21 protein-coding genes are annotated in these 21191 nt (G+C 64.3%); 3 read left to right on the top strand and 18 right to left on the bottom strand.

Annotation, left to right across the window (positions count from 1 at the left end; all coding sequences use genetic code 11):
• Position 1: 1 nt before the first annotated feature.
• Genes atzF through NKH70_RS10140 form a run of 8 tightly spaced genes read right to left on the bottom strand, consistent with a single transcriptional unit; the run spans position 2 to position 8269 of the window.
• A complete protein-coding gene (gene atzF, locus NKH70_RS10175) occupies positions 2 to 1810 on the bottom strand; it encodes an allophanate hydrolase (protein ID WP_352977320.1) in 1809 nt (602 codons plus the stop codon).
• Positions 1807 to 2157 carry a cupin domain-containing protein gene (locus NKH70_RS10170; protein ID WP_352977319.1) on the bottom strand — a complete coding sequence of 117 codons (351 nt, stop codon included), beginning with the start codon at positions 2155 to 2157 and terminating at the stop codon, positions 1807 to 1809. The genes atzF and NKH70_RS10170 overlap by 4 nt, the downstream gene beginning before the upstream one ends.
• Positions 2150 to 2818: a cysteine hydrolase family protein gene (locus tag NKH70_RS10165; RefSeq protein WP_352977318.1), complete on the bottom strand. Its 669-nt coding sequence runs from the start codon at positions 2816 to 2818 to the stop codon at positions 2150 to 2152. The genes NKH70_RS10170 and NKH70_RS10165 overlap by 8 nt, the downstream gene beginning before the upstream one ends.
• A complete protein-coding gene (locus NKH70_RS10160) occupies positions 2818 to 4302 on the bottom strand; it encodes an ABC transporter ATP-binding protein (RefSeq protein WP_352977363.1) in 1485 nt (494 codons plus the stop codon). Before NKH70_RS10160 ends, NKH70_RS10165 begins: the two co-directional genes overlap by 1 nt.
• A 52-nt stretch (positions 4303 to 4354) precedes the next feature.
• Positions 4355 to 5056 carry a biuret amidohydrolase gene (gene biuH / locus NKH70_RS10155; protein WP_352977317.1) on the bottom strand — a complete coding sequence of 234 codons (702 nt, stop codon included), beginning with the start codon at positions 5054 to 5056 and terminating at the stop codon, positions 4355 to 4357.
• A 14-nt stretch (positions 5057 to 5070) separates the two neighbouring features.
• Complete coding sequence (locus NKH70_RS10150; protein WP_352977316.1) at positions 5071 to 5997, bottom strand: ABC transporter permease; 927 nt, start codon at positions 5995 to 5997, stop codon at positions 5071 to 5073.
• Positions 5997 to 7121: an ABC transporter permease gene (locus NKH70_RS10145; RefSeq protein WP_352718128.1), complete on the bottom strand. Its 1125-nt coding sequence runs from the start codon at positions 7119 to 7121 to the stop codon at positions 5997 to 5999. Before NKH70_RS10145 ends, NKH70_RS10150 begins: the two co-directional genes overlap by 1 nt.
• A gap of 20 nt (positions 7122 to 7141) precedes the next feature.
• Positions 7142 to 8269 (bottom strand): BMP family ABC transporter substrate-binding protein, encoded by a 1128-nt coding sequence (locus NKH70_RS10140; protein WP_353025190.1) that lies wholly within the window; start codon positions 8267 to 8269, stop codon positions 7142 to 7144.
• Between the two features lie 322 nt (positions 8270 to 8591).
• Between NKH70_RS10140 and NKH70_RS10135 the strand changes: the two genes are divergently transcribed.
• Positions 8592 to 9251, top strand: a complete 660-nt coding sequence (locus NKH70_RS10135) for a GntR family transcriptional regulator (RefSeq protein ID WP_352977362.1) — start codon at positions 8592 to 8594, stop codon at positions 9249 to 9251.
• A 3-nt stretch (positions 9252 to 9254) separates the two neighbouring features.
• Here the strand turns inward: NKH70_RS10135 and doeB are convergent, their stop codons facing one another.
• The 10 genes from doeB to ehuR form a co-directional block, all read right to left on the bottom strand.
• Positions 9255 to 10256, bottom strand: a complete 1002-nt coding sequence (doeB, locus tag NKH70_RS10130; protein WP_352977315.1) for a N(2)-acetyl-L-2,4-diaminobutanoate deacetylase DoeB — start codon at positions 10254 to 10256, stop codon at positions 9255 to 9257.
• A gap of 5 nt (positions 10257 to 10261) precedes the next feature.
• Complete coding sequence (doeA, locus tag NKH70_RS10125) at positions 10262 to 11440, bottom strand: ectoine hydrolase DoeA (protein ID WP_352977314.1); 1179 nt, start codon at positions 11438 to 11440, stop codon at positions 10262 to 10264.
• Between the two features lie 38 nt (positions 11441 to 11478).
• Positions 11479 to 12471, bottom strand: a complete 993-nt coding sequence (locus NKH70_RS10120; RefSeq protein ID WP_352913835.1) for a cyclodeaminase — start codon at positions 12469 to 12471, stop codon at positions 11479 to 11481.
• The gene (eutB, locus tag NKH70_RS10115; RefSeq protein ID WP_352977313.1) at positions 12468 to 13460 is read right to left on the bottom strand and encodes a hydroxyectoine utilization dehydratase EutB; all 993 of its coding nucleotides are present in this window, start codon (positions 13458 to 13460) and stop codon (positions 12468 to 12470) included. Before eutB ends, NKH70_RS10120 begins: the two co-directional genes overlap by 4 nt.
• A 10-nt stretch (positions 13461 to 13470) precedes the next feature.
• Positions 13471 to 14244 carry an ectoine utilization protein EutA gene (eutA, locus tag NKH70_RS10110; protein WP_352977312.1) on the bottom strand — a complete coding sequence of 258 codons (774 nt, stop codon included), beginning with the start codon at positions 14242 to 14244 and terminating at the stop codon, positions 13471 to 13473.
• Positions 14241 to 14900 (bottom strand): ectoine/hydroxyectoine ABC transporter permease subunit EhuD, encoded by a 660-nt coding sequence (gene ehuD, locus NKH70_RS10105; RefSeq protein WP_352467665.1) that lies wholly within the window; start codon positions 14898 to 14900, stop codon positions 14241 to 14243. The genes eutA and ehuD overlap by 4 nt, the downstream gene beginning before the upstream one ends.
• Positions 14901 to 14916: 16 nt before the next feature.
• Positions 14917 to 15576 carry an ectoine/hydroxyectoine ABC transporter permease subunit EhuC gene (gene ehuC / locus NKH70_RS10100; RefSeq protein ID WP_292659914.1) on the bottom strand — a complete coding sequence of 220 codons (660 nt, stop codon included), beginning with the start codon at positions 15574 to 15576 and terminating at the stop codon, positions 14917 to 14919.
• A 187-nt stretch (positions 15577 to 15763) separates the two neighbouring features.
• Positions 15764 to 16615: an ectoine/hydroxyectoine ABC transporter substrate-binding protein EhuB gene (gene ehuB, locus NKH70_RS10095; RefSeq protein ID WP_352587308.1), complete on the bottom strand. Its 852-nt coding sequence runs from the start codon at positions 16613 to 16615 to the stop codon at positions 15764 to 15766.
• Positions 16616 to 16680: 65 nt separating this feature from the next.
• A complete protein-coding gene (ehuA, locus tag NKH70_RS10090; RefSeq protein ID WP_023677199.1) occupies positions 16681 to 17466 on the bottom strand; it encodes an ectoine/hydroxyectoine ABC transporter ATP-binding protein EhuA in 786 nt (261 codons plus the stop codon).
• A 122-nt stretch (positions 17467 to 17588) separates the two neighbouring features.
• Positions 17589 to 18974: a MocR-like ectoine utilization transcription factor EhuR gene (ehuR, locus tag NKH70_RS10085; protein ID WP_352977311.1), complete on the bottom strand. Its 1386-nt coding sequence runs from the start codon at positions 18972 to 18974 to the stop codon at positions 17589 to 17591.
• 82 nt (positions 18975 to 19056) lie between these two features.
• On the opposite strand from ehuR, the gene NKH70_RS10080 reads away from it, so the two are divergent.
• Together NKH70_RS10080 and NKH70_RS10075 are read left to right on the top strand one after the other, a co-directional pair.
• Positions 19057 to 19548 (top strand): Lrp/AsnC family transcriptional regulator, encoded by a 492-nt coding sequence (locus tag NKH70_RS10080; protein ID WP_352467670.1) that lies wholly within the window; start codon positions 19057 to 19059, stop codon positions 19546 to 19548.
• A gap of 127 nt (positions 19549 to 19675) precedes the next feature.
• On the top strand, positions 19676 to 21169 hold the full coding sequence (locus tag NKH70_RS10075) for an NAD-dependent succinate-semialdehyde dehydrogenase (RefSeq protein ID WP_352977361.1): 1494 nt from the start codon (positions 19676 to 19678) through the stop codon (positions 21167 to 21169).
• Positions 21170 to 21191: the final 22 nt, after the last annotated feature.

Below are 21191 nucleotides of genomic sequence, written 5' to 3'. Positions count from 1 at the left end.
GTCAGCTCCGCTGCAGCTGAGCCGAAATAAAATTGCGCCAGCCGCCGAAATGCGAAATCTCCTCTGCATTGGTAAGGCCGGCACTTTCGACGAGGAAGCCTTTCGGCGAAGTTCCGTCGTCGAGCAGAAGCGTCCCGATGCCGAGCGGCGGCGGGATCGCGGCAACAAAGCGGCCGAAGGCTTGCGGCGACAGCCGCCAGACTTCAACCTCGATCGCTGCCCCCTTGCCATTGCAGATCCGCTCGAGCCCCGGCCGCGGCACCGACTGGCCGGCGAGCGCGTAAAGCCGATAGAGCGGCGCCGTTCTCGCAGCCCGGGCGAAAATCGCGCCGAGCTGCTGCAACTGGCCGTTCAGCGCCATCCCCGATAGATGCGCGCCGACCACGGCCAGTTCGATCGTGCCTTCGTCCACGTCCACGCGAGGATCGCCACGCTGCGGCAGCGGCCAGCCTGTAGCGCCCAGCGCAAGGCCGCTTGCCGCATGGATATCGCGAGCAAGCGAGGCCGTCAGGTGGTCCTTGCCCGCCGCGGCAAGCAAGGTGACGCTCATCGGCAGACCGTCGCTGCGGGTTCCGCTCGGCACGGCGATGCCGCACATGTCGAGCAGGTTGACGAAATTGGTGTAGGTGCCGAGCCGGCTGTTGGTGACGATGGGGTTAGCCAACACCGCTTCAACCGTGTAATGCGTCGGCGCGGTCGGCACACAGAATAGGTCGACCGAGGCGATGACCGGCGCAAGCCTGGCCTTGTAGGCCTGCAAGGCATAGAGCCCGTTGAAGGCGTCCGCTGCGGAAAGCTTTCGCGCGCCGCCGATGATCTGCCGCGTCACCGGATGCATGGCGGCCTCGTTGGCTTCCATGAAGTCCCTGATCGCGGCATAACGCTCGGCCACCCAGGCGCCTTCGTAAAGCAGGTTGGCGGTGGCGTAGAAATCGTCGAAGGGGATTTCGACCAGCCTGCAGCCCAGCCTCTCCAGCGAGGCAAGGGCGGCCTCGAAACCCGCCTGCATCGCCTCGTCGCCGAAGAAGGTCCAGTCGGCCCTGGCCGGCACGCCGACCGTCAGCACCGGCGGGCACGCGGTAAGCGGTTGGATGCCGAGGTCACGCGAATAGGGATCGGCGCCGTCCTTTGCCGCCGCGACCTTGAACACGTGGTAGGCGTCGTCGACGGTGAGCGCGAAGACCGAGACGCAATCGAGCGTGCGGCAGGCCGGCACGACGCCGGCGGCTGATAGCGAGCCGACGCTCGGCTTCAGCCCGACGATGTTGTTGAGGCCGGCGGGTATGCGCCCCGAACCGGCGGTGTCGGTGCCGAGCGCGAACGAGACGATGCCGCGCGCCGTCGCCACGGCCGAGCCGCACGAGGAACCGCCCGGCACCAGTTTCGGGTCGATCGCATTCCTCGGGATCGGATAGGGCGTGCGCACACCGACCAGGCCGGTAGCAAACTGGTCGAGATTGGTCTTGCCGACGACCAGCGCGCCAGCGGCCTTGAGCCGCGCCACGACGGTGGCGTCTTTCGCCGGCAAGTAGGCATATTCCGCGCAAGCCGCCGTCGTCGGCATGCCGGCAACATCGATGTTGTCCTTGACCGCGAATGGCACGCCCCACAGCGGCTTTGCCACCGGATCGAATGGGCCGAGCCTTTCCGCTTCGGCAAGCATCTCCGCTCTGCTCGCCAGATGGATGAAGATGCCCGGGTCGTCGGCCGCCGCGAGCCGCGCATGGACCGCATCGATCATCTCGCCGATGCTGACGCCGGCCCGATAGGCAGCGTGCAGGCTCGCTATGTCGAAACGTATGTCGCTCATTTGGCCTCGTCCAGAATGACTACCGGCAGGTTCCACTGGATAAGCACGACGCAGCCATCCTTCGTCCACACCGAATGCTCGGTTCCGACTAGGTTTAGGATCACGCTGCCTGAGGCATGATCGCCATTCTCGTCGCTCTGGGTGCCTTCCAGCACGACGATCGTTTCCAGTCCGGCATGGCGGTGACGCGGCACCGCGGCGCCGGGCCGGTAGTTCAGGATCGCGACCGACGGTTCCATCGGCCTACCCTTGAGCAGCCAATGCACCGTGATGCCTTCGCGGAAATGCTCGAATGGGAGATCACGCCATCCACCATTGAGGAGGCCGGCAAAGGCAAGGTTAGGCATTGGAAATTCCCTCGAGCACCTGGTCCGTCGTCGCCGTCCAGCCGACGATGGCGCCCTGAGCCCTGATCATGGCAAGGGTAGCCGCCTTGAACTCGGCGAAGTAGCTCTCAGTGGCATCCTCCGCCAGCAGGCATTCATATCCGCGGTCGTTGGCCTCGCGCATCGTGGTCTGCACGCAGACCTCCGTCGTTACCCCGGCAAAGACGAGTTGCTGTGCGCCAAGCCGCTTCAGGTCGTCGCCGAAGCTGGTGGCATAGAACGCGCCCTTGCCCGGCTTTTCGATGACGATTTCGCCTGGCAATGGGGCAAGTTCATCGAGGATCGCCGTTCCCGGCTCGCCGACGATCAGCACGCGACCCATTGGACCGACATCGCCGATCCGGATCGACGGATTGCCGCGATTGCGCTTGGCCGGCGGCAGATCCGAAAGATCTGCCTTGTGGCACTCCATCGTGTGGATCACCGGCAGGCCGGCCGCGCGAAATCCGTCGATCAGCCTTTTCACTGTCGGCACGATCGCCGTGACCCGGCTGACGTCGTTGCCGAGGCTGGCGCCGAAGCCGCCGGGTTCGGCGAAATCACGCTGCATGTCGATGACGACCAGCGCCATCGCCTCAGGCCTGAAGGCAAACGGAAACGGCAGCGCCTCGATCTCCGCCATCAGTGATGTCCCGCCATGTGCTCGCCGATCGTCTGCACGCTCGCCTGCGCGATCGGCGTCTCGTAGACCAGCGCGCCGTCGGACATGACAAAGATGCGGTCGGAGAGCTCGAGCAGCTCATCGAGGTCCTCCGACATCAGAAGCACCGCCGCCCCGGCATTGCGTGCCTTCATGATGCGGGCGCGGATTTCGGCGACGGCGGAGAAGTCGAGGCCGAAGCAGGGATTCGACACGATGAGCAAGTCGACGTCGCCGGTCAGTTCCCGCGCCAGCACCGCGCGCTGCACATTGCCGCCCGACAGCGACGAAATCGGCGAAGCGAGCGAGGCCGTCTTGACCTTGAACTGTTCGACCAGATGGGCCGCATAGTCCCTGATCGCGCTCGTCCTGATCCAGTTGATCGGCTTGCCGGCCTCGTTGAGGTCGAAGGTCCGGAAGGCCATGTTTTCCGCCACCGTCATCTTCGGCGCGCAGGCATTGCGCAACGGCTCCTCCGGAATGAAGCGGACATTGAGCGTGCGCGCCTCGCTGCGGCTGGCGCCATAGGGCGAGCCTTTCACCAGAACGTCGCCGCCATTGCGCGCCCGCTGTCCGGCAAGGACTTCGAGAAACTCCTTCTGGCCGTTGCCGGAGATGCCGGCGACGCCGACGATCTCACCGGACTTCACATCGAGCTCGCCGATGTCGATGGTTTTCAAGCCGGTGCGGTCGGGCGCCTTCAGCGACTTTACCGTCAGCACCTGCTTGGCGCCGGCCGGCACCGGAGCGCGGCTGTCGAGTGCTGCAATCGGTTGGTCGCCGATCATCATCGCCGCCATCTTTTTGTGCGAAAGCTCCGAGACTTTGCCGGTTCCGGTCAGCCTGCCCTTGCGCAGCACGGTGATGTCGTCAGCAAAGGCCGTCACCTCGTGGAATTTATGCGAGATCATCAGCACGGTTAGGTCGCCGGTCCTGGTCATGTCGCGCACCAGGCCAAGCACTTCCTGCGCCTCGCCGGGAGTGAGCACCGAAGTCGGCTCGTCGAGCACCAGGAAACTGCGGCCGAGATAGAGCTGCTTGATGATTTCGAGCTTCTGCTTCTCGCCGGCCGCAAGTTCCGCCACCTTGACGTCGAGCGGCAGCTTGAACGGCATACGCTGCATGAATTGCGCAAGTGCGGCGCGCTCCTTGCGCCAGTCGATGACGCCGGGCACCTTCTCGCGCGAAATGACCAGGTTTTCCGCGCCGGTCAGCGACGGGACGAGCGTGAAATGCTGGTAGACCATGCCGAGCCCCAATGCCGAGGCATCCTTCGGACTGGCGATCGCGACCTCGCGGCTATCAACCAGCATGTCGCCGGCGGTCGGATGGTAAAAACCCATCATGCATTTGACCAGCGTCGACTTGCCGGCGCCGTTTTCGCCGAGCAGCGCATGGAACGATCCCGCCGGCACCTTGATCGAGACGTCGTCCAGCGCGATGAAGGCGCCGAAGCGCATGGTCATGCCGATGGTCTCGACGCCGACGGGTTTCTTGGCTCCGCTCAAGATCGCCCCCTCACGGCAGTTGCGCGACGAAGGATGCCGAGTTCGACACCGCGCCGAACACGCCGCCCTGCATCTTGATCATCTTGATCGCGGCAAGATGGTTGCCGTAGTCGGTTGCGCCGCAGCAATCCTCCAGCATGACGCATTCGAAGCCGCGATCATTGGCCTCGCGCATCGTCGTGTGGACGCAGACATCGGTGGTGATGCCGGTCAGCACGATGTTTTCGATGCCGCGCTGGCGCAGGATCAGTTCCAGGTCGGTGGCGCAGAACGAGCCCTTGCCCGGCTTGTCGATGATCGGTTCGCCCGCCGCCGGATAGAGGTCGGGGATGATGTCCCAGCCGGGTTCGCCGCGCACCAGGATGCGACCGCAAGGTCCGGGGTCGCCGATGCCGGCATTGATGCGGCGCGAGCGCCAGCGCTTGTTGGCCGGCAGGTCGGCGAGATCGGGCCGGTGGCCCTCGCGCGTGTGGATGATGGTGTAGCCCTTGGCACGCATGGCTGCGAGCACCGACTTGATCGGCCCGATCGGCGCCCGCATCAGCGAAAGATCGTAGCCCATATGATCGACATAGCCGCCCGGCCCACAGAAATCGGTCTGCATGTCGATGATGATCAGCGCCGTATTGTCGGGCCGTAGCTCGCCATTATAGGGCCATGGATAGGGATCGGCATCGATGTAGCGCTGGGTGATCTCGGCTCTGGCGTTCATCGGGAAAACTCCAGTCATTTGGTAATCGACAATTCGCCCGGCGCGCCGGCAAGCGAGCGGCTCGGGGACGAGGTGGCGATCATGATGATGAGCGTGAGGATGTAAGGTGCGGCGTAAAAGAGATAGTAGCCCTGCGTCACCCCGACCGATTGCAGTGCCGGGCCTAGCGCGCCGGCACCGCCGAACAACAGAGCCGCGGCAAAGCAGCCGAGCGGGTTCCAGCGCGCGAAGATGACCAGCGCCACCGCCATGAGCCCCTGCCCCGATGAGATGCGTTCGGTCCAGCTGCCGGGATAATAGAGCGACAGATAGGCGCCGCCGATGCCGGCGAGCGCACCGCCGACGCCTGTCGCAAGCAGGCGCACGGTGTTCGGATTGAGGCCCATGGCGCGCGCCGCATCGGAGCTGTCGCCGACGACTCGCACGATCAGCCCGGCGCGGGTGTTGCGGAAAGCCCACCACAGGAACACGGCAAGTGCCGCCCCGATGAGGAACAGCACATTGACGTTGAGCGCTGCCTGCACCTGCGGAATGTTCGACCAGCCACCGAAGGCGATGGCCGGCAGGTCTGGCGCCGAGGGCTGGATGAACGGCTTGCCGAAGAAGAAGGCGAGACCCGAGCCGAACAGCATCAGCGCGATACCGATGGCGATGTCGTTAACGCCACGGAATTTGCAGATCCAGCCATGGAACAGGCCGAAGCAAAGACCGGCACCGGCGGCGGCCAGCAGGCCGAGCCATGGCGAGCCGGTCATCACAGCGACGGCATAGGCGGTCATTGCGCCGAAGACCAGCGTGCCTTCGAGGCCGAGATTGATGCGGCCGGAACGTTCGGTAATGGCTTCGCCGAGCGAGACGAAGATGAACGGCGTCGAAACGCGGATGGCGCCGCCGAGAATGGCGAGCGGCACGCCCCACAGGCCGATCTCGGTCGCGTCCATCAGGAGCCCCTCTTCCACAGATCGGGATTGAAGACCTTGAAGCGGCCGTAAAAGGTTTCGCTGAACAGGATGACCACGAAGAGCATGCCTTGCAGCACCAGCACTGTGGCGTCGGGCAGATCCATGCGGCGCTGGATCAGCCCGCCCGAAGCGCCGATGCCGCCGAGCAGGAAAGCGACCGGGATGATGGCGAGCGGATTGTGGCGGGCGAGGAAGGCGACGAGGATGCCGGTATAGCCGTAACCGGCGGCGAGCGAGGCGTTGGCGCTGCCTTGCACGGCGCCGACCTCCAGCATGCCGGCCAGCCCGGCAAAGCCGCCGGCCAGCCCGGTGAAGCCGACGATCAGCGGCCCGACGGCAAGCCCTTGCACCTGGGCCGCCCTGACATTGCCGCCGGCGATGCGGGCGGCAAACCCCCAACGCGTCTTTTCGATCAGCAGCCAGGACAGGACGCAGGCGAGAATACCGACGACGAGGCCCCAGTGCACGTCCATGCCGGGAATGTTGCCGATTCGGTAGGCATCCGCCAGCGGCTCGGTCGAGGGTTTGTTGAGCGAGGCCGGATCGCGCAGCGGCCCTTCGACAAGATGGTTCATCAGCGCGATGGCGATATAGGCCATCAGCAGGCTGGAGATGGTTTCGTTGACGGCGCGGTAGTGGCGGAGTGCGCCGACGGCACCGATCCAGATGCCGCCGGCGACCACGCCCGCCGCGCCCATCAGCAGGATGACCAGAAAAGCCGGCGCGCCATTCGCCGCGACGCCGATGGCGGCGGCGGCAACGCCGCCCAGCACGATGGCGCCTTCGCCGCCGATCACGACGAGCCCGAGCCGTGCCGGCAGCGCCACGCAGAGCGCTGCCAGTAAAAGCGGTGCTGCCCGCGACAGCGAGTTCTGGATCGAGAACCACGAGCCGAAGCCGCCGCGCCACATCGTCTCGTAGAGTTGCACCGGCGATTTGCCGACCAGCGCGATGAACACGCTGAACAGCGCCATGCCGACGATCAGCGCCGCGAGCGGTATGACGAAGGCTTCCGCGCGCCGCGCCGCCCATTCGAGCGCCGCCGGATAATTCCTGGCGCCAAACAGCGCCGGTGCGCCCGCAGTGCTGACCGTGTCTGCCATGGCCCCGTCTCCGATCCGGTTCAGGCGGTCGAACCGACGACGCCCTCGACCAGGTAGTCCATGCTTTCGAGTTCGAGCGCGGTCTCGACGAAGGCCTGGCCCTCGGTCGCGACGACGACGCCCTTGTTGCTCTTCAGCGGACCCTTGATGACCGAAAATCCGCCTTTCATCATTTCGGCCAGCGTGCCGTCGAACTGCTTGCGGGCGGCCTCGCCGACGGCGGGGCCGAGCGGGCTCATCTTGACGAAGCCGTCGGCCAGGCCGCCGCGCGTGAAATTGGGCAGCGGCGTGCCGGCCACCAGATCGTCGACGAACATCTTGTAGACCTTGGCCCAGTTCCATTCCGCGCCGGTCAGGTATTTTTCCGGCGCCAGCGGGCTCTGGTTGGCATGATAGCCGCAGACGAAGGCGCCACGCCCGGCCGCCGTCTCGACCACCACCTTGGGGCTGTCGACATGGCAGGTGATGACGTCGGCACCCTGGTCGACCAGCGCATTGGTGGCCTCCGCCTCCTTGACCCCCAGCGACCACTCGCCGGTGAAGATCACCTGGCAGGTGATGGTCGGGTCTACCGAGCGCGCGCCGAGCAGGAAGGAATTGATGTTGAGCAACACCTGCGGGATCGGCTTTGCCGCGACGAAGCCAAGCTTCTTGGTCTTGCTGGTGTGGCCGGCGACGACGCCGTTCAGATACTGGCCCATGCCGATATAGCCGAAATAGGAACCGGCATTCATCGGATGCTTGTCCTTGTTCCACATGCCGCCGCAATGGCGGAACTGCACGTCGGGGAATTTCGCGCACATGGCCAGCATGTGCGGATCGAAATAGCCGAACGAGGTCGGGAAGATCAGCGACGCACCGTCGAGATTGATCATCGATTCCATCGTCTTTTGGACGTCGACCGTCTCCGGCACGTTCTCCTCCTCGACGACGGAGATGCCTTCCATGCCCTTCAGCGTGGCGGCGCCTTCGGCGTGCGCCTGGTTGTAGCCGTAATCGTCCTTTGGCCCGACATAGATGAAGCCGACGGTGGCCGTCGCGGCGAAGGCCCTGCTGATCGGAAACGATGCGGACGCAAGGCCGAGCGCCGCTCCGGCGGCGGAGGTCTTGAGCAGGTCGCGGCGGCTAAGCATGAATCTCTCGGACATTGAATGCTCCCTCTGTGGGGCCTTTGGGGCCGGTTAACACCTCAATGAAAGAAGTGTATGCAATCAGCGTGCCAGTTCTAGAAATGGAATTTATTCCGCAATATCAATGAATGTGCCGATGTGACCTGCACAAAGCCGGAGCAATTGCATACACTTTTTGCCTCCAAAATCGTCAATTTGACATTAAGGCTAAAACATAGGCATACAGAGCTGCGGAGGAATCGAGGCCGGTGCGTGGCTTACGGCTCTAGCGAAAAGACTGGACGGAGGAGACGTGTCGGGAAAGCGCAATTTGATCAGGTCGGGCACGACCGTCGATCAGATGGTGAGGGCGATCAGCGATCGGATCGTCACCGGCTTCCTGCGCCCAGGCGAAAAGCTCGACGAGGCCTCGCTCGCCGCCCGCTTCGACGTCTCACGCACGCCGATCAGGGAAGCGCTCAGCCGGCTCAGCGCCATGGGACTGGTCGAAAGACGGCCCAACCGCGGCGCCACCGTCGCCGTGGTGACGCAGGAGCACCTCGCCTCGATGTTCGAGAGCATGGCCGAGCTTGAAGCGATCTGCGCGCGCTTCTCGGCCGAGCGCATGACGGCCGGCGAGCGCCGCACGCTGGAGGCCGAGCATCAGGCATCGGCGCGCTTGGTGCAGCTCGGGGCCGAAGAAGAGTATGAGCTTTTCAACACCGAGTTCCACACCCGGCTCTATCGCGGCGCCCACAGCAAGCACATTTATGAGTTGACCGTCATGACCCGCGGCCGCCTCGCGCCGTTCCGGCGCGCGCAATTCATGCTGCCCGGGCGGCTGGCCCAGTCCTGGCAGGAGCATGACGCCATCGTCACCGCAATCATGCGCGGCGACAGTGCGGCGGCCGGAACAGCCGCCAAGGATCATGTCTCGATCGTCAGCGAGGCGAGCGCCGTCTTTGCCATCGGCGATCGCCCCAAAGGCAAGGCCGAGCCGTTCCCGACATCGGTTTCCTGACCCTCAATCGACCAACACGGCGACCACGGCGGCACAGTCGCCGGCCTTGACCAGCCCCGGAAAATGCCGCGCCGCCAACAGACCGGACATTTTGGCCCGTATCTCCTGCGGAGCGCCGCCGGTGCGGCCGACGGAATGGACGCGTGCCAGCACCTGGTTTTCTGCCACCGGCTCGCCGAGATCGATCATGGTTTCGATCATCCCGTCGTCCTCGGCGAACGAGAAGCAATCGCCCGATGGCATGTCGAGCCAGCGGGTCGGCTGCATCGCGACCGCGCCGGCGACGATGCCGGCATGGCGCAGCACGTTGAGCACGCCGCGACGCGCGATCCGCACCGTTTCCGCGCGCGAAGTCCCACCGCCGCCGAGCTCGGTGGTGATGAACAGCTTGCCCATCTCCTCAGCGGCGGTGTCGAACATGCCGACCGCGTCGATCTCCAGCATCTTCATCGACCATGGTGCGGAGAACGCTTCGACCGCAGCGAATCCTTTCTCCTCCAATACTTTGTCGGGCCGGATGTGGGCGGCGCAGAACGGCACGAAGTCGAGCGTCTTGCCGCCGGAGTGGAAATCGAGCGCGATGTCTGTACGGGGCAGAAGTTCGCGCTGGAAATAGTCGGCGATCTTCTCGGTCACCGTGCCGTCGGGCCGGCCGGGAAAGCTGCGGTTGAGATTGCCCTTGTCGATGGGCGAGGTGCGGGTGCCGGCGCGGAACGCCGGATAGTTCATCGCCGGCACGATGATGACCGTGCCGCTGACCTGCTTTGGATCGAGCGTGCGGGCGAGATCGTACAGCGCCAGTGGCCCCTCATATTCGTCGCCATGATTGCCGCCTGTGAGCAACGCGGTCGATCCCTTGCCGTTGCGGATCACGCAAATCGGGATCATCACCGATCCCCAGGCCGAATCATCACGGCTGTAAGGCAGCCGCAGGAAACCGTGCTGCACGCCGTCGCGCTCGAAATCGACGGTCGGCGTGATCGGTGATGGGCGAAGGCTGGACATCGGGCTCAACTCTTCACCACCAGCTTGCGCGGCACATTGGCCAGGCACTCGACGCCCGTCTCGGTGATCAGGATGGACTCCGTGATTTCGAGCCCCATCGTCTCCAGCCACAGGCCGGTCATGAAATGGAAGGTCATGCCGGGCTTCAGCTCGGTGCGGTCGCCGGGGCGCAGGCTCATCGTGCGTTCGCCCCAGTCCGGCGGATAGGAAAGCCCGATCGGATAGCCGGTGCGGTTGTCCTTGACGATGCCATATCTCTTCAGGACGGCGAAGAAGGCGTTGGCGATGTCCTCGCATGTGTTGCCGGGCTTGGCGGTGGCAAGTCCCGCCTCCATGCCTTCCAGCGTCGCCTTTTCGGCATCGAGGAATTCCTGCGTCGGCTTGCCGAGGAAAACGGTGCGCGACAGCGGGCAGTGATAGCGGTTGTAGCAGCCGGCGATCTCGAAGAAGGTGCCCTCGCCCGACTTCATCGGCCGGTCGTCCCAGGTCAGATGCGGCGCCGATGCGTCGGCGCCCGACGGCAGCAGCGGCACGATCGCCGGATAGTCGCCGCCGATGCCGTCGACGCCGCGCGTGCCGGCATCATAGATCTCGGCGACCAGGTCGCATTTGCGCATGCCGACTTCGATCTTGTCGACGACGCGCTGGTGCATTGCCTCGACGATGCGGGCGGCTTTGCGCATGTAATCGATTTCGGTCGGGCTCTTCACCGCGCGCTGCCAGTTGACCAGTGCGGTGGCATCGACGAAGCGGGCATTGGGCAGGTGTTTCTGCAGCGACGCGAAGGCAGCGGCCGAGAACCAGTAATTGTCCATCTCGACGCCGATGCTGAGCTTCCCCCAGCCGCGATCGGAGAGCACGCTGGACAGAAAATCCATCGGATGGCGCTCGGTCGACTGCACATAATGGTCGGCATAGCCGACGATGTTGTCGTGCGCGAGATAGGCGGTGCGCTTGGCGCCGTTGGCGTCCTGGCCGCGGCCGTACCACACCGGCTCGCCCGACGGCGGCACGATGACAGCCTGATGCACATAGAACGACCAGCCGTCATAGCCGGTCAGCCAGGCCATGTTGGACGGATCGCTGACGACGAGCAGATCGACGCCCTTGGCCTCCATCGCCTTCCGCGTCTTGGCGAGGCGCTCCGCAAATTCGCCGCGCGAGAATTTCAAATTGGGCTGCATTGTTCTTGGTCCTCGTATGTTGGGCCTTGCGGCCGGTATCAGCTTTCGAAAATCGTACCGGTCTTGGCTGCACGCGCGCGGTCGCGGGCGAGCGTGGCGATCGCCGTGTCCTGCACGCCGGTGCCGGTCAGATCGGCAATGGTGATGTCGCTGGCCGAACGCCGGCCATGCCTTTCGCCGGCGATGATGTGGCCAAGCTCGGTGATCTCGGCATCGGCCGCCATCACGCCCGCCGCGATGGCATGGTGCAGTTCGCCCAGCCGCCGCGTCTGCTTGGCGCTATCGGCGACGTAGAGATCGGCCATGCGCAGGATCGCCGGCGCGATCTCGTTCTTGTGCTCGGCATCCGAGCCCATCGCGGTGATGTGCTGGCCGGCGGAGACGAAGCCGGCCTTGATCAGCGGTTCGGTCGCGGGTGTCGTGGTGACGATAATGTCGGCATCGGCGGCTGCTTTTGCCGCGTCTGGCTCGGCGTGAACGGCGATGCCCAGTCTTTCGGACAATGCGTCCGCCGCGGCTTCGGCCTTGGCGGCATCCCTTGCCCAGATGCGGGCTTCTGTGATTGGCCGCACCAGCATCAGCGCCTCGAGCTGCAGTCCGGCCTGAACACCGGCGCCGAAGATCGCGGCAACGGAGGAGCCCGGACGCGACAGATGTTTGGCGGCGACCGCGCCGGCGGCGGCCGTGCGGATGTCGGTGAGATAGCCATTGTCGAGCAGCAGCGCCTCGACCAGCCCGGTTTTGGACGACAGCAGCACCATCATGCCGTTGACGCTGGGCAGGCCGAGCTTGGGATTGTCGAAGAAACCTGGGCTGATTTTGATCGCAAAACCGTCGATGCCCGGCACATAGGCGGTCTTGACGTCGACCTCGCCGCGATGCTCCGGGATATCGAGCCGCAGGATTGGCGGCATTGCCACCGGCAAGGTAGCGAGCGCGCGAAACGCGTTCTCGACGCAGGCGACGGCATCGAGATCGAGCTTCACGATCTTGCGCAATTCACTTTCGGTGAGGATCGTCATCCGGCTCATGCTGCGCTCTCCGCAATTGCTTCGCCGCAGATGATCTTGCGGTGCAGTGTCATTTCGATGTTGCGACCGGACAGAACGAGCACCGTCGGGCCATTCGCTTTGACCTTGCCGGCAAGCACGGCCGCGATGCCGACCGCGCCGGCGCCTTCGACGATCTCGCGCTCCTGCTCATAGGCATGGCGGATGCCGGTGGCGATCTCGTCCTCGCTGAGCAGGATCACATCGTCGAGCAGGTCGCGGCACATGGAAAAGGTCAGCCGGTTGTCGAGGCCTATGCCGCCGCCAAGCGAGTCGGCCAGCGTCGGCAGTTCCTCGACCAGCACCGGGTGCCCGGCATCAAGGCTTGCCTTCATCGCGGCACCGCGCGCCATCGAAACGCCCACCACCTTCGTCGCCGGGCTGACGCCCTTCACGGCAGCAGCGACGCCAGCCGCCAGCCCACCGCCGGAAAGCGGCACCAGCACAAGGGCGGCATCAGGAACCTGTTCGATGATCTCCAGCCCGAGCGTGCCTTGCCCGGCGACAATGGCGGGATGGTCGAAAGGCGGCAGCATGATCAGCCCGTCTTCGGCGACCAGCCGCTCGACCTCCTGCTGCGCATCGTCCTGGCTGTTGCCGACGATGCGGATCTCGGCGCCAAGCCGGCGGATCTCTTCGAGCTTGTTCTCAGGCACCAGCCGCGACATGCAGATCGTTGCGCGAATACCCTGTAGTTGTGCGGCATAGGCAAGCGCCCGGCCGTGGTTGCCGGTCGAGGCAGCGACGACGCCACGCGCCCTCTCCTCTTCTGTCAGCGAGGCGATGGCGTTCGAGGCACCACGCAGCTTGAAGGCGCCGGTGGTCTGCCGATGTTCGAGCTTGAGATAAACAGCAGCGCCCAAGTGCTGGGAAAGACTCCGGGACGTGACGGTCGGCGTACGCTCGACCTTGCCTGCGATGCGCTGGCGCGCGGCGCGGATATCGGCGAGGCTTATCCTGGACGTGGTCATGGCTCATTAATCAGTTCAGCGGCAGCGTCATGAGACGGCCGAATTCAGGGCGCGGCTCGTCGTCGTCGCAAAGCCGCAGGCAATTCCAGGCCGTCCCCTGGTTGCTGGTGACCACGGGACGGCCGATGGCTTCTTCCATACCGACAACTGCCGCCGCGGACCGCAGCGCCGTGCAGGAGACGAACAGCGCGTCGGCTTGCGGGGCTGTCATCTCGCGGGCCAGATCGACCAAGGATTTCGGCGCAATCCGTGCCATCTCGCGGTCGTCCTCGAAGCCGAGGCAAGTGAAGCTGGCGATCTCGAAGCCATGCTCGGTGAAATAGGCCGCCATCGGCCGGCTGGTCTCGACCGTATAGGGAGTGAGGATGCTGATCGCCCTGGCGCCTAGCGCCTTCAGGCCGCGCACCCCGGCCATCGGCGGCGTGACCACCGGCACGCCGGGCTTGGCGGCCTGCACCGCGGCCTCGATTTCGGCATCGCCGATCACGACGGAAGCCGAGGTGCAGGAATAGCAGATCGCATCGAGCGGCTCGTCGGGGAGGATCAGGGCCGCACCCGCCGTCAGTGACGGCTGCATCTTGCGCAAATTCTCCGGCGTCGTCGGGTTAGCGTAGGGAATACGCGCGACATAGATGCCGATACGATCGCTTGCCACCATGCGGTGAAAATCCGGTTCGCTCGTATGGTCGGTGGCAAGGATGATCAGGCCGACCCGCTTTTCCAGCGGACGCGCATCGAGCGGCGGCCGGGCCGAGTGCAGGCGGATATCGGGTGCAGCGCTCATCGTTCGATCCGCCCATAACGGTGTTCCAGCCAGCGCAGCAGCACCACCGAGAACAGGCTGATGGCGAGGAAGAAGGCGCCGACCAAGGTGATCGGTTCGATATACCGGTAATAGGTATTGGCGACGCTCTTGGCCTGGTTCATCAGTTCCAGCACGGTGATCGCCGACAGCAACGGCGTCTCTTTGAACATGGCGATGAAATAATTGGCAAGCGCCGGGATCATCGGCGGAATTGCCTGCGGAATGATGATGTGCGTCCAGGTCTGCGTGGCGTTCAGGTTGCAGGCCTTGGCCGCTTCCCATTGGCCGCGCGGCACATTGTCGATGCCGGCGCGGTAGACCTCGGCTGTGTAGGTGCCGTAGTGCAGCCCGAGACCGATGACGCCCGCCACCAGCGGCGGCAACAGGACGCCGAAATCCGGCAGCACGTAGAAGATGAAATAGAGCTGCACCAACAGTGGCGTGCCACGGATGAACTCTGCAAGAAAGCCGACCGTGCGCGACAACGCCCTGTTCGGTGACCGGCGCGCCAACGCGATGCCTAGCCCAACGATGGCCGCCAGCACCGAGCCGAGCAGCGTCGCCAGGATGGTGATCTTCACCCCCTCGATCAGCGTCGGCAGGATCTGCCGGACAAAATCCCAATCCCATTCCATTATCAGGCCCGATCCATCATACGCGCACCCCGTCCAGGCCACGCGCCATGCGGCGTTCCAGCGACCGCACGCCCCATGAGATGAGCAGCGCCAGTGCGAAATAGATGACGAGGATGGTGCTGAACGGCACCAGCGTGTTGCCGGTCTGCGAACGCACCACCTGCGCCTGGAAGGTCAGGTCGGCGAGCGAAATCAGCGAAACGACGGCGGTGGCCTTGAGCAGCTCGATGGCGTTGTTGCCGAAGGTCGGCAGCATCACCAGAAGCGCCTGCGGCAGGATGATGTGGCGCATGGCTTGCCAGCGGCCGAGATTGAGCGCGGTGCAGGCCTCATATTGTTCGCGGCCGATAGACTTGATGGCGCCGCGCACCACTTCCGCTGCATAGGCGCCGACATTGAGGCCCAGCGCCAGCACGCCGGCCTGCAGCGGCGTCAGAGAAATGCCGGCAAAAGGCAGCACGAAATAGGCCCAGAACAGCTGCACGAAGATCGAGGTGCCGCGGAAGAACTCGATATAGGCGGTGGCCAGCGCGCGTAGCACGAAAAACCGCGACAGCCGCCCCAGCCCGGCGAGAAAGGCCATGACCAAGGCCAGCACCGACCCCATCAACGTCAATTCGATGGTGACAAGCGCTCCTTGCAAAATCAAGCCGAAATAGCCGGACCATTGGGTCATTGGTCGAAAGGGCTCCGCATTGAATATTTGGCGAGGCGATCACTTCAGCGTCCTTCTCCCCGTTCACGGGGAGAAGATGCCGGCAGGCAGATGAGGGGCAGAGCCAATCTGTCAGAAGCTGGCGTCGCCCCTCATCCGGCCCTTTGGGCCACCTTCTCCCCATCAACGGGGAGAAGGAAGAACGCGCCTACTTCGCCGAGCAGAGCTTGTCGCGGCTCGTCGACATCGCCGCCGCCGCCGAGAAGCCGTAAGGCTCGATGATCTTGGCGAACTCGCCGGACTTCTTCAGTTTCGCCAATTCGACATCATAGGCGTCGCGCAGCGCTTCGTCGCCCTTCTTGAAGGCCGCGCCGTCGCAATAGACCGGCGCACCGACCACCGGCGCGATGACTTCGAGGTTCGGATCATTGGCCTTCTTGACCAGGTCGTTGATCGACAGCACGGGCAGCGAATAGGCATCGATGCGGCCGTCCTGCAGCATCTTCAGGCCGCTCTGGCCGTCCGGCACGACGATGACGCGCTCGCGCGGCACACCTGCGGTGAGCGCCAGCTTTTCCTCTGTGCCGCCACCCGGTGCGCCGATCGTCGCGCTGGTGTCCTTGGCGACATCCTCGTAGCTCTTGAAGCCCTTCGGGTTGCCCTTCTTCACCAGCATCGCCTCGGCGTCGCACAGCACCGGTTCCGAATAGGCGACCGCAGCACAACGTTCCGGCTTCATGAACAGGCCGGCGGTGACGACGTCGAAACGGCCGGCCTGCAAGCCGGGGATCATGGCGCCATATTCCGAGATCGAGGCGACGATATCGTTGACGCCAAGGCGCTTGAAGATCTCACGGGCAACGTCAGGCGCCGCACCCGAAACCTTGCCGTCGGCAGCGACCGCCGTATAGGGCGGCTCGTTGGCGATGGCGACGCGGGCAAAGCCTTGCGCCTTGAGCTCTTCGAGCTTGCTGTCATCGGCCGAGCCGGCCGTCGAGGCAGCCAGCACCGCCGTCAGGGCAATACCGGCGACGCCGGCCAAAATGGCAAATTTCTTCATTGTTCCCAACTCCTTGTTTGTCTGTCTTCTTGGCTTGCTTGAGGCGTCGCCGCCTCGCATGGCAGTCAGACCCGATGTCCGGCCGCAATGATCTTCTTCAGGAAACCTTGCGTGCGCTCCTGTTTGGGATGGCGGAAAATCTCGTCGGGCTTGCCCTCCTCGACTATTCTGCCGCGATCGAAGAACAGCACCCGGTCGGCGAAGTCATGGGCGAAACCCATCTCGTGGGTGACCAGCAGCATGGTCATGTCGGTCTCGGCGGCGAGCTTGCGCATGACGTTGAGCACCTCGTCGACGAGTTCCGGGTCGAGCGCCGAGGTGACCTCGTCGAACAGCATGATCTTCGGCGACAGCGCCAGCGCCCGGGCAATCGCGACGCGCTGCTTCTGTCCGCCGGAAAGCTGCGCCGGCATCGCTTTGGCCTTGTCGACCATGCCGACCATGTCGAGCAGCTCCATCGCCCGCTTCTCGGCGGCGGCCCGCGGCACGCCTTTGGTCAGCATCGGTGCCAGCGTCACATTGTCGATGACGCATTTGTGCGGAAACAGATTGAACAATTGGAAGACCATGCCGATCTTCTGGCGCATTTTTGCCAAGTGCCGTTCATCGGCCGTCAGCAGCCGGCCGTTACGCTCCATGTGGTACAGCTGTTCGCCGTCGACTTGGATGTGGCCGCTGTCGATGCGCTCTAGCGTCATCAGGATGCGCAGGATCGTCGTCTTGCCCGAACCCGATGGGCCGATCAGCGCCAGCTTCTCGCCGGGCATGACCTGCATCGAGAGGCCATCCAGCACCTTGAAGGTGCCGAAGCTTTTCGAAATGCCGTCGATCTTGATGATGGGCGCCGACAATGAATTTCCCGTGCTGGAGAAGCTGTGCCTTTAACGATGCGGATCGCGGCAAATCATGTCAATCAAGAAAATAATATCATGACAATATTTCGGACTCCGCACAATTCCCCGCCAATTGTTGCCTAGATCGCAAGCAGGAGATGCTCGGGATCGCCGAGCAGAAGCTTGGTGACAACGCCGAGACCGGCACGCAGTTCCCCCTCCGTGGTCGAGCCAAGCGAAATCCGCACAGCTGGATGCCAAGGCGTCTGCGAAATGCGAAACGACGTGCCGGGCGCGATCGCCACGCCCTGCAGGCGGGCCTGGGAAACAAAGCTTTCCTCGCCGCGATCATCGGGCAGCCGCAGCCAGACATGCAGCCCGTCGCGATGAGCCCGATAGTCCACTCCGGCGAGCACCTCGGCGGCGATGTCCAGACGCCGCCGCAAAGCCACGCGCTGCCATCGAACGAGTTCCATCGCGGTGCCGTCGGTCACCCATTTGGTGGCGATCTCGGCCACCAGCGGCGTCGCCATCCAGTTCGAGACGAGGTGGCGGTTGGCAACCGCGGCGACATAACGATCGGGCGCCGCGAGATAGCCGATGCGCAGGCCCGGCACCACGATCTTGGTGAAGGAGGTGACGTAGAGCGTGCGCTCGGGTGCAAGCGCCGCGACCGGCGGCGGCCGGTCCTCGACCAACGGGCCGAGGACGTCGTTTTCGATAATGGCGATATCATGCCTGCGCGCAACGGCGGCAATCTGTTCGCGCCGGGCGGCGTCCATCAGCGTCGCCGTAGGGTTGATCACCGAGGGCTGCACGAACACGGCGCGGATGTCCGACAGCCGGCAGGCCTCGTCCAGCGCTTCCGGGATCAGCCCATTGTCGTCGATCGGCAAACCCTCGAGGTTGAAACCGAGATAACGCGCCAGCGGGATCAGTGTGTGATGGCCGATCGCCTCGGTGGCGACGGTCGAACCGGGCGGCGCCACGCTCATCAGCGCCACTGTCATCCCTGCGGTGGCGCCGTTGGTCAGGCTGATGTTCTGCGGCGACGCGTCGAGGCCGCAGAGGCGTAGCCACTCGACACCCACCGCGCGGTGGCGCGGGAACACCATGTTCGGCCTGAACGACAGCGCCGAGCTCGACGGCAGGTTTTCGGCGAGCCAGCCCAGCGCCTGCCTCAGCCGCTCCAGATGCATCGGTTCGCAGACCGGCTTCAGGATGGAGAGGTCGATGACCTCGCCCAGCCGCTCCGGCAGATAGGGCGGCTCCGGCTCGCGGCGCTGTGTCTGCACGAAGCTGCCGCGGCCGACCTCGCCGGACACCAGCCCGCGGCGGATCAGCTCCTCATAGGCGCGGCTGACCGTCTGCACTGAAAGTTTCAGATCGTCGGCCAGTTGCCGGTGCGTCGGCAACCGAGCGCCATTCGCCAGGCGCCCGTCATGGATGGCGCGCGCGAACTGGTCGGCGAGCGATTGATAGGCCGGCCGCCGGATAAGAGCGGGATCTGGTCGCCAAAATGTCATGACTTATTAGAGATCGAAATCAGTGCAATTGACAATCGAAATAATGCGCCATCATGGTGTCCGGCACTGGAAGTGGACGATCATGGCTGCAGCGAAACTCGATCCGATCGACCTGAAAATCCTCGACGCCATCCAGCGCGACGGGCGCATCACCAAGCTGGCGCTGGCCGAGAAGGTCGGCCTGTCGCCGACGCCTTGCTGGATGCGGCTGCGCAAGCTGGAAAAGGCCGGCATCGTCTCGGGCTACCATGCCAGGATCGCCATGCGCGCCATCGCGCCGGTCGCCACCGTGCTGATGGAGGTGACGCTTGCCAGCCACCGCCAGGCCGATTTCGACCGTTTCGAGCGCGTCATCCGCGACATCCGCGAGATCGTCGCCTGCTGGTCTGTCGGCGGCGGCGTCGATTACCTGCTGAAAGTCATGGCGCGCGACATCGACGCCTATCAGCGGCTGGTCGACACTCTGCTCGAGCGCGAGATCGGCATCGACCGCTATTTCACCTATATCGTCACCAAGACGGTGAAGGAGGAGAGTGTGCTGCCAGTGGCGGATCTGTTGCCGGCATCTTCCTGATACCGGAGAGATCGTCTGGCTGGGCAGGGCAATAGAGACAATCTCTCTACGTGCAGGCACGCAAACAGCCTCTCTGTTTGCGCGGCAGAGATAGTCTTGCGGCATCACCCGAACCGGGAGCCCGATGATGTCCGCACATTTTGCCCGCTCGCACCGCCATGAAGCGCTTGATCGCCTTGCCGACCGACGGCTGCTGCGCGAGCTCGCCTATGTCGACGGCCACTGGACGGCAAGCGAGACCGCGGAGAGTTTCGAGGTGACCGATCCGGCCACCGGATCCACCGTCGCTTTTGTTGCCGCGCTCGATGCCCGGCAGACGACATTGGCGATCGATGCGGCATCGCGCGCCTTTCCTGCCTGGCGCGCATTGCTGCCGCAGGAACGGTCGAAAATCTTGCGCAAATGGTTCGATCTGATCGTCGCCGCCAAAAATGACCTGGCTCTGCTGATGACGCTCGAACAAGGCAAGCCGCTGAAGGAATCGCTCGGCGAGATCGACTATGCCGCCTCTTTTGTCGAATGGTATGCCGAGGAGGCCAAACGCCTCAACGCCGAAAGCGTCACCAGTCATCTGCCAAACGCTGAGATGATGGTGCGGCGCGAACCGCTTGGTGTCGTCGGCGTCGTCACGCCGTGGAATTTTCCAGCTGCGATGCTGACCCGCAAGGCGGCGGCCGCCCTCGCCGCCGGCTGCACCATCGTCGCGCACCCCTCGTCGGAAACGCCGCTGTCGGCACTGGCCCTAGCCGAGCTTGGCGAGCGCGCTGGCGTGCCGGCTGGCGTCTTCAACGTTCTCACCGGCAAGGCTTCGACCATCGTTGGGCGGATGTGCGAAGATCCGCGCGTCCGCGCCATGAGCTTCACCGGCTCGACCGAGATCGGCAGGTTGATCGCCGCGCAGAGTGCGCCGACGATGAAGCGTCTGGTGATGGAACTCGGCGGTCATGCGCCGCTGATCGTCTTCGCCGACGCAGATCTCGACAAGGCTGTGGCCATTGCGGTCGACGCCAAATTCGCCACCTCCGGCCAGGACTGCCTCGCCGCCAACCGCATCTATGTCCAGCGTCCGATATACGATCGGTTCTGCGCTGCTTTCGCCAGACGCGTCGAGGCATTGCGGGCCGGCAATGGCCTCGCTGACGGCACTGAAATCGGACCCTTGATGCACGAACGCGCGGTCAAGAAGGTCGAGGAGCAGGTGGCCGATGCGCTCGCCAAAGGCGCGCGTTGCCTGACCGGCGGCAAGCGTCATCCGGCCGGGCCGCTGTTTTACCAGCCGACCCTGCTCGCCGATGTTGGAGACGACGCTTTGATCATGCGCGAGGAGACCTTCGGTCCGGTTGCGGCAGTGACGCCTTTCGACCGCGAAGAGGAAGTCGTCGCCCGCGCCAATGCGACAGAATACGGCCTGGTTGCCTATGTCGTGACTGAGAATGGCGGTAGGCAATTGCGCATCGGCCGCGCACTCGACTATGGCATGGTCGCCATCAACCGCGTCAAGATCACCGGCGCGCCGGTCCCGTTCGGCGGCGTCAAGCAGTCCGGCATCGGCCGGGAGGGCTCGCGTCACGGGCTCGAAGCCTTTACCGATCTCAAATATCTCTGCCTCGACGTAGCGTGAGCCGCGCCGACACATTTTCCTC

The sequence above is a fragment of the Mesorhizobium sp. M0991 genome (assembly GCF_040318915.1).
Classification (GTDB): domain Bacteria; phylum Pseudomonadota; class Alphaproteobacteria; order Rhizobiales; family Rhizobiaceae; genus Mesorhizobium.
The sequence above is the reverse complement of the archived record's forward strand: the minus strand, read 5'-3'. Positions and strand labels throughout refer to the sequence as shown.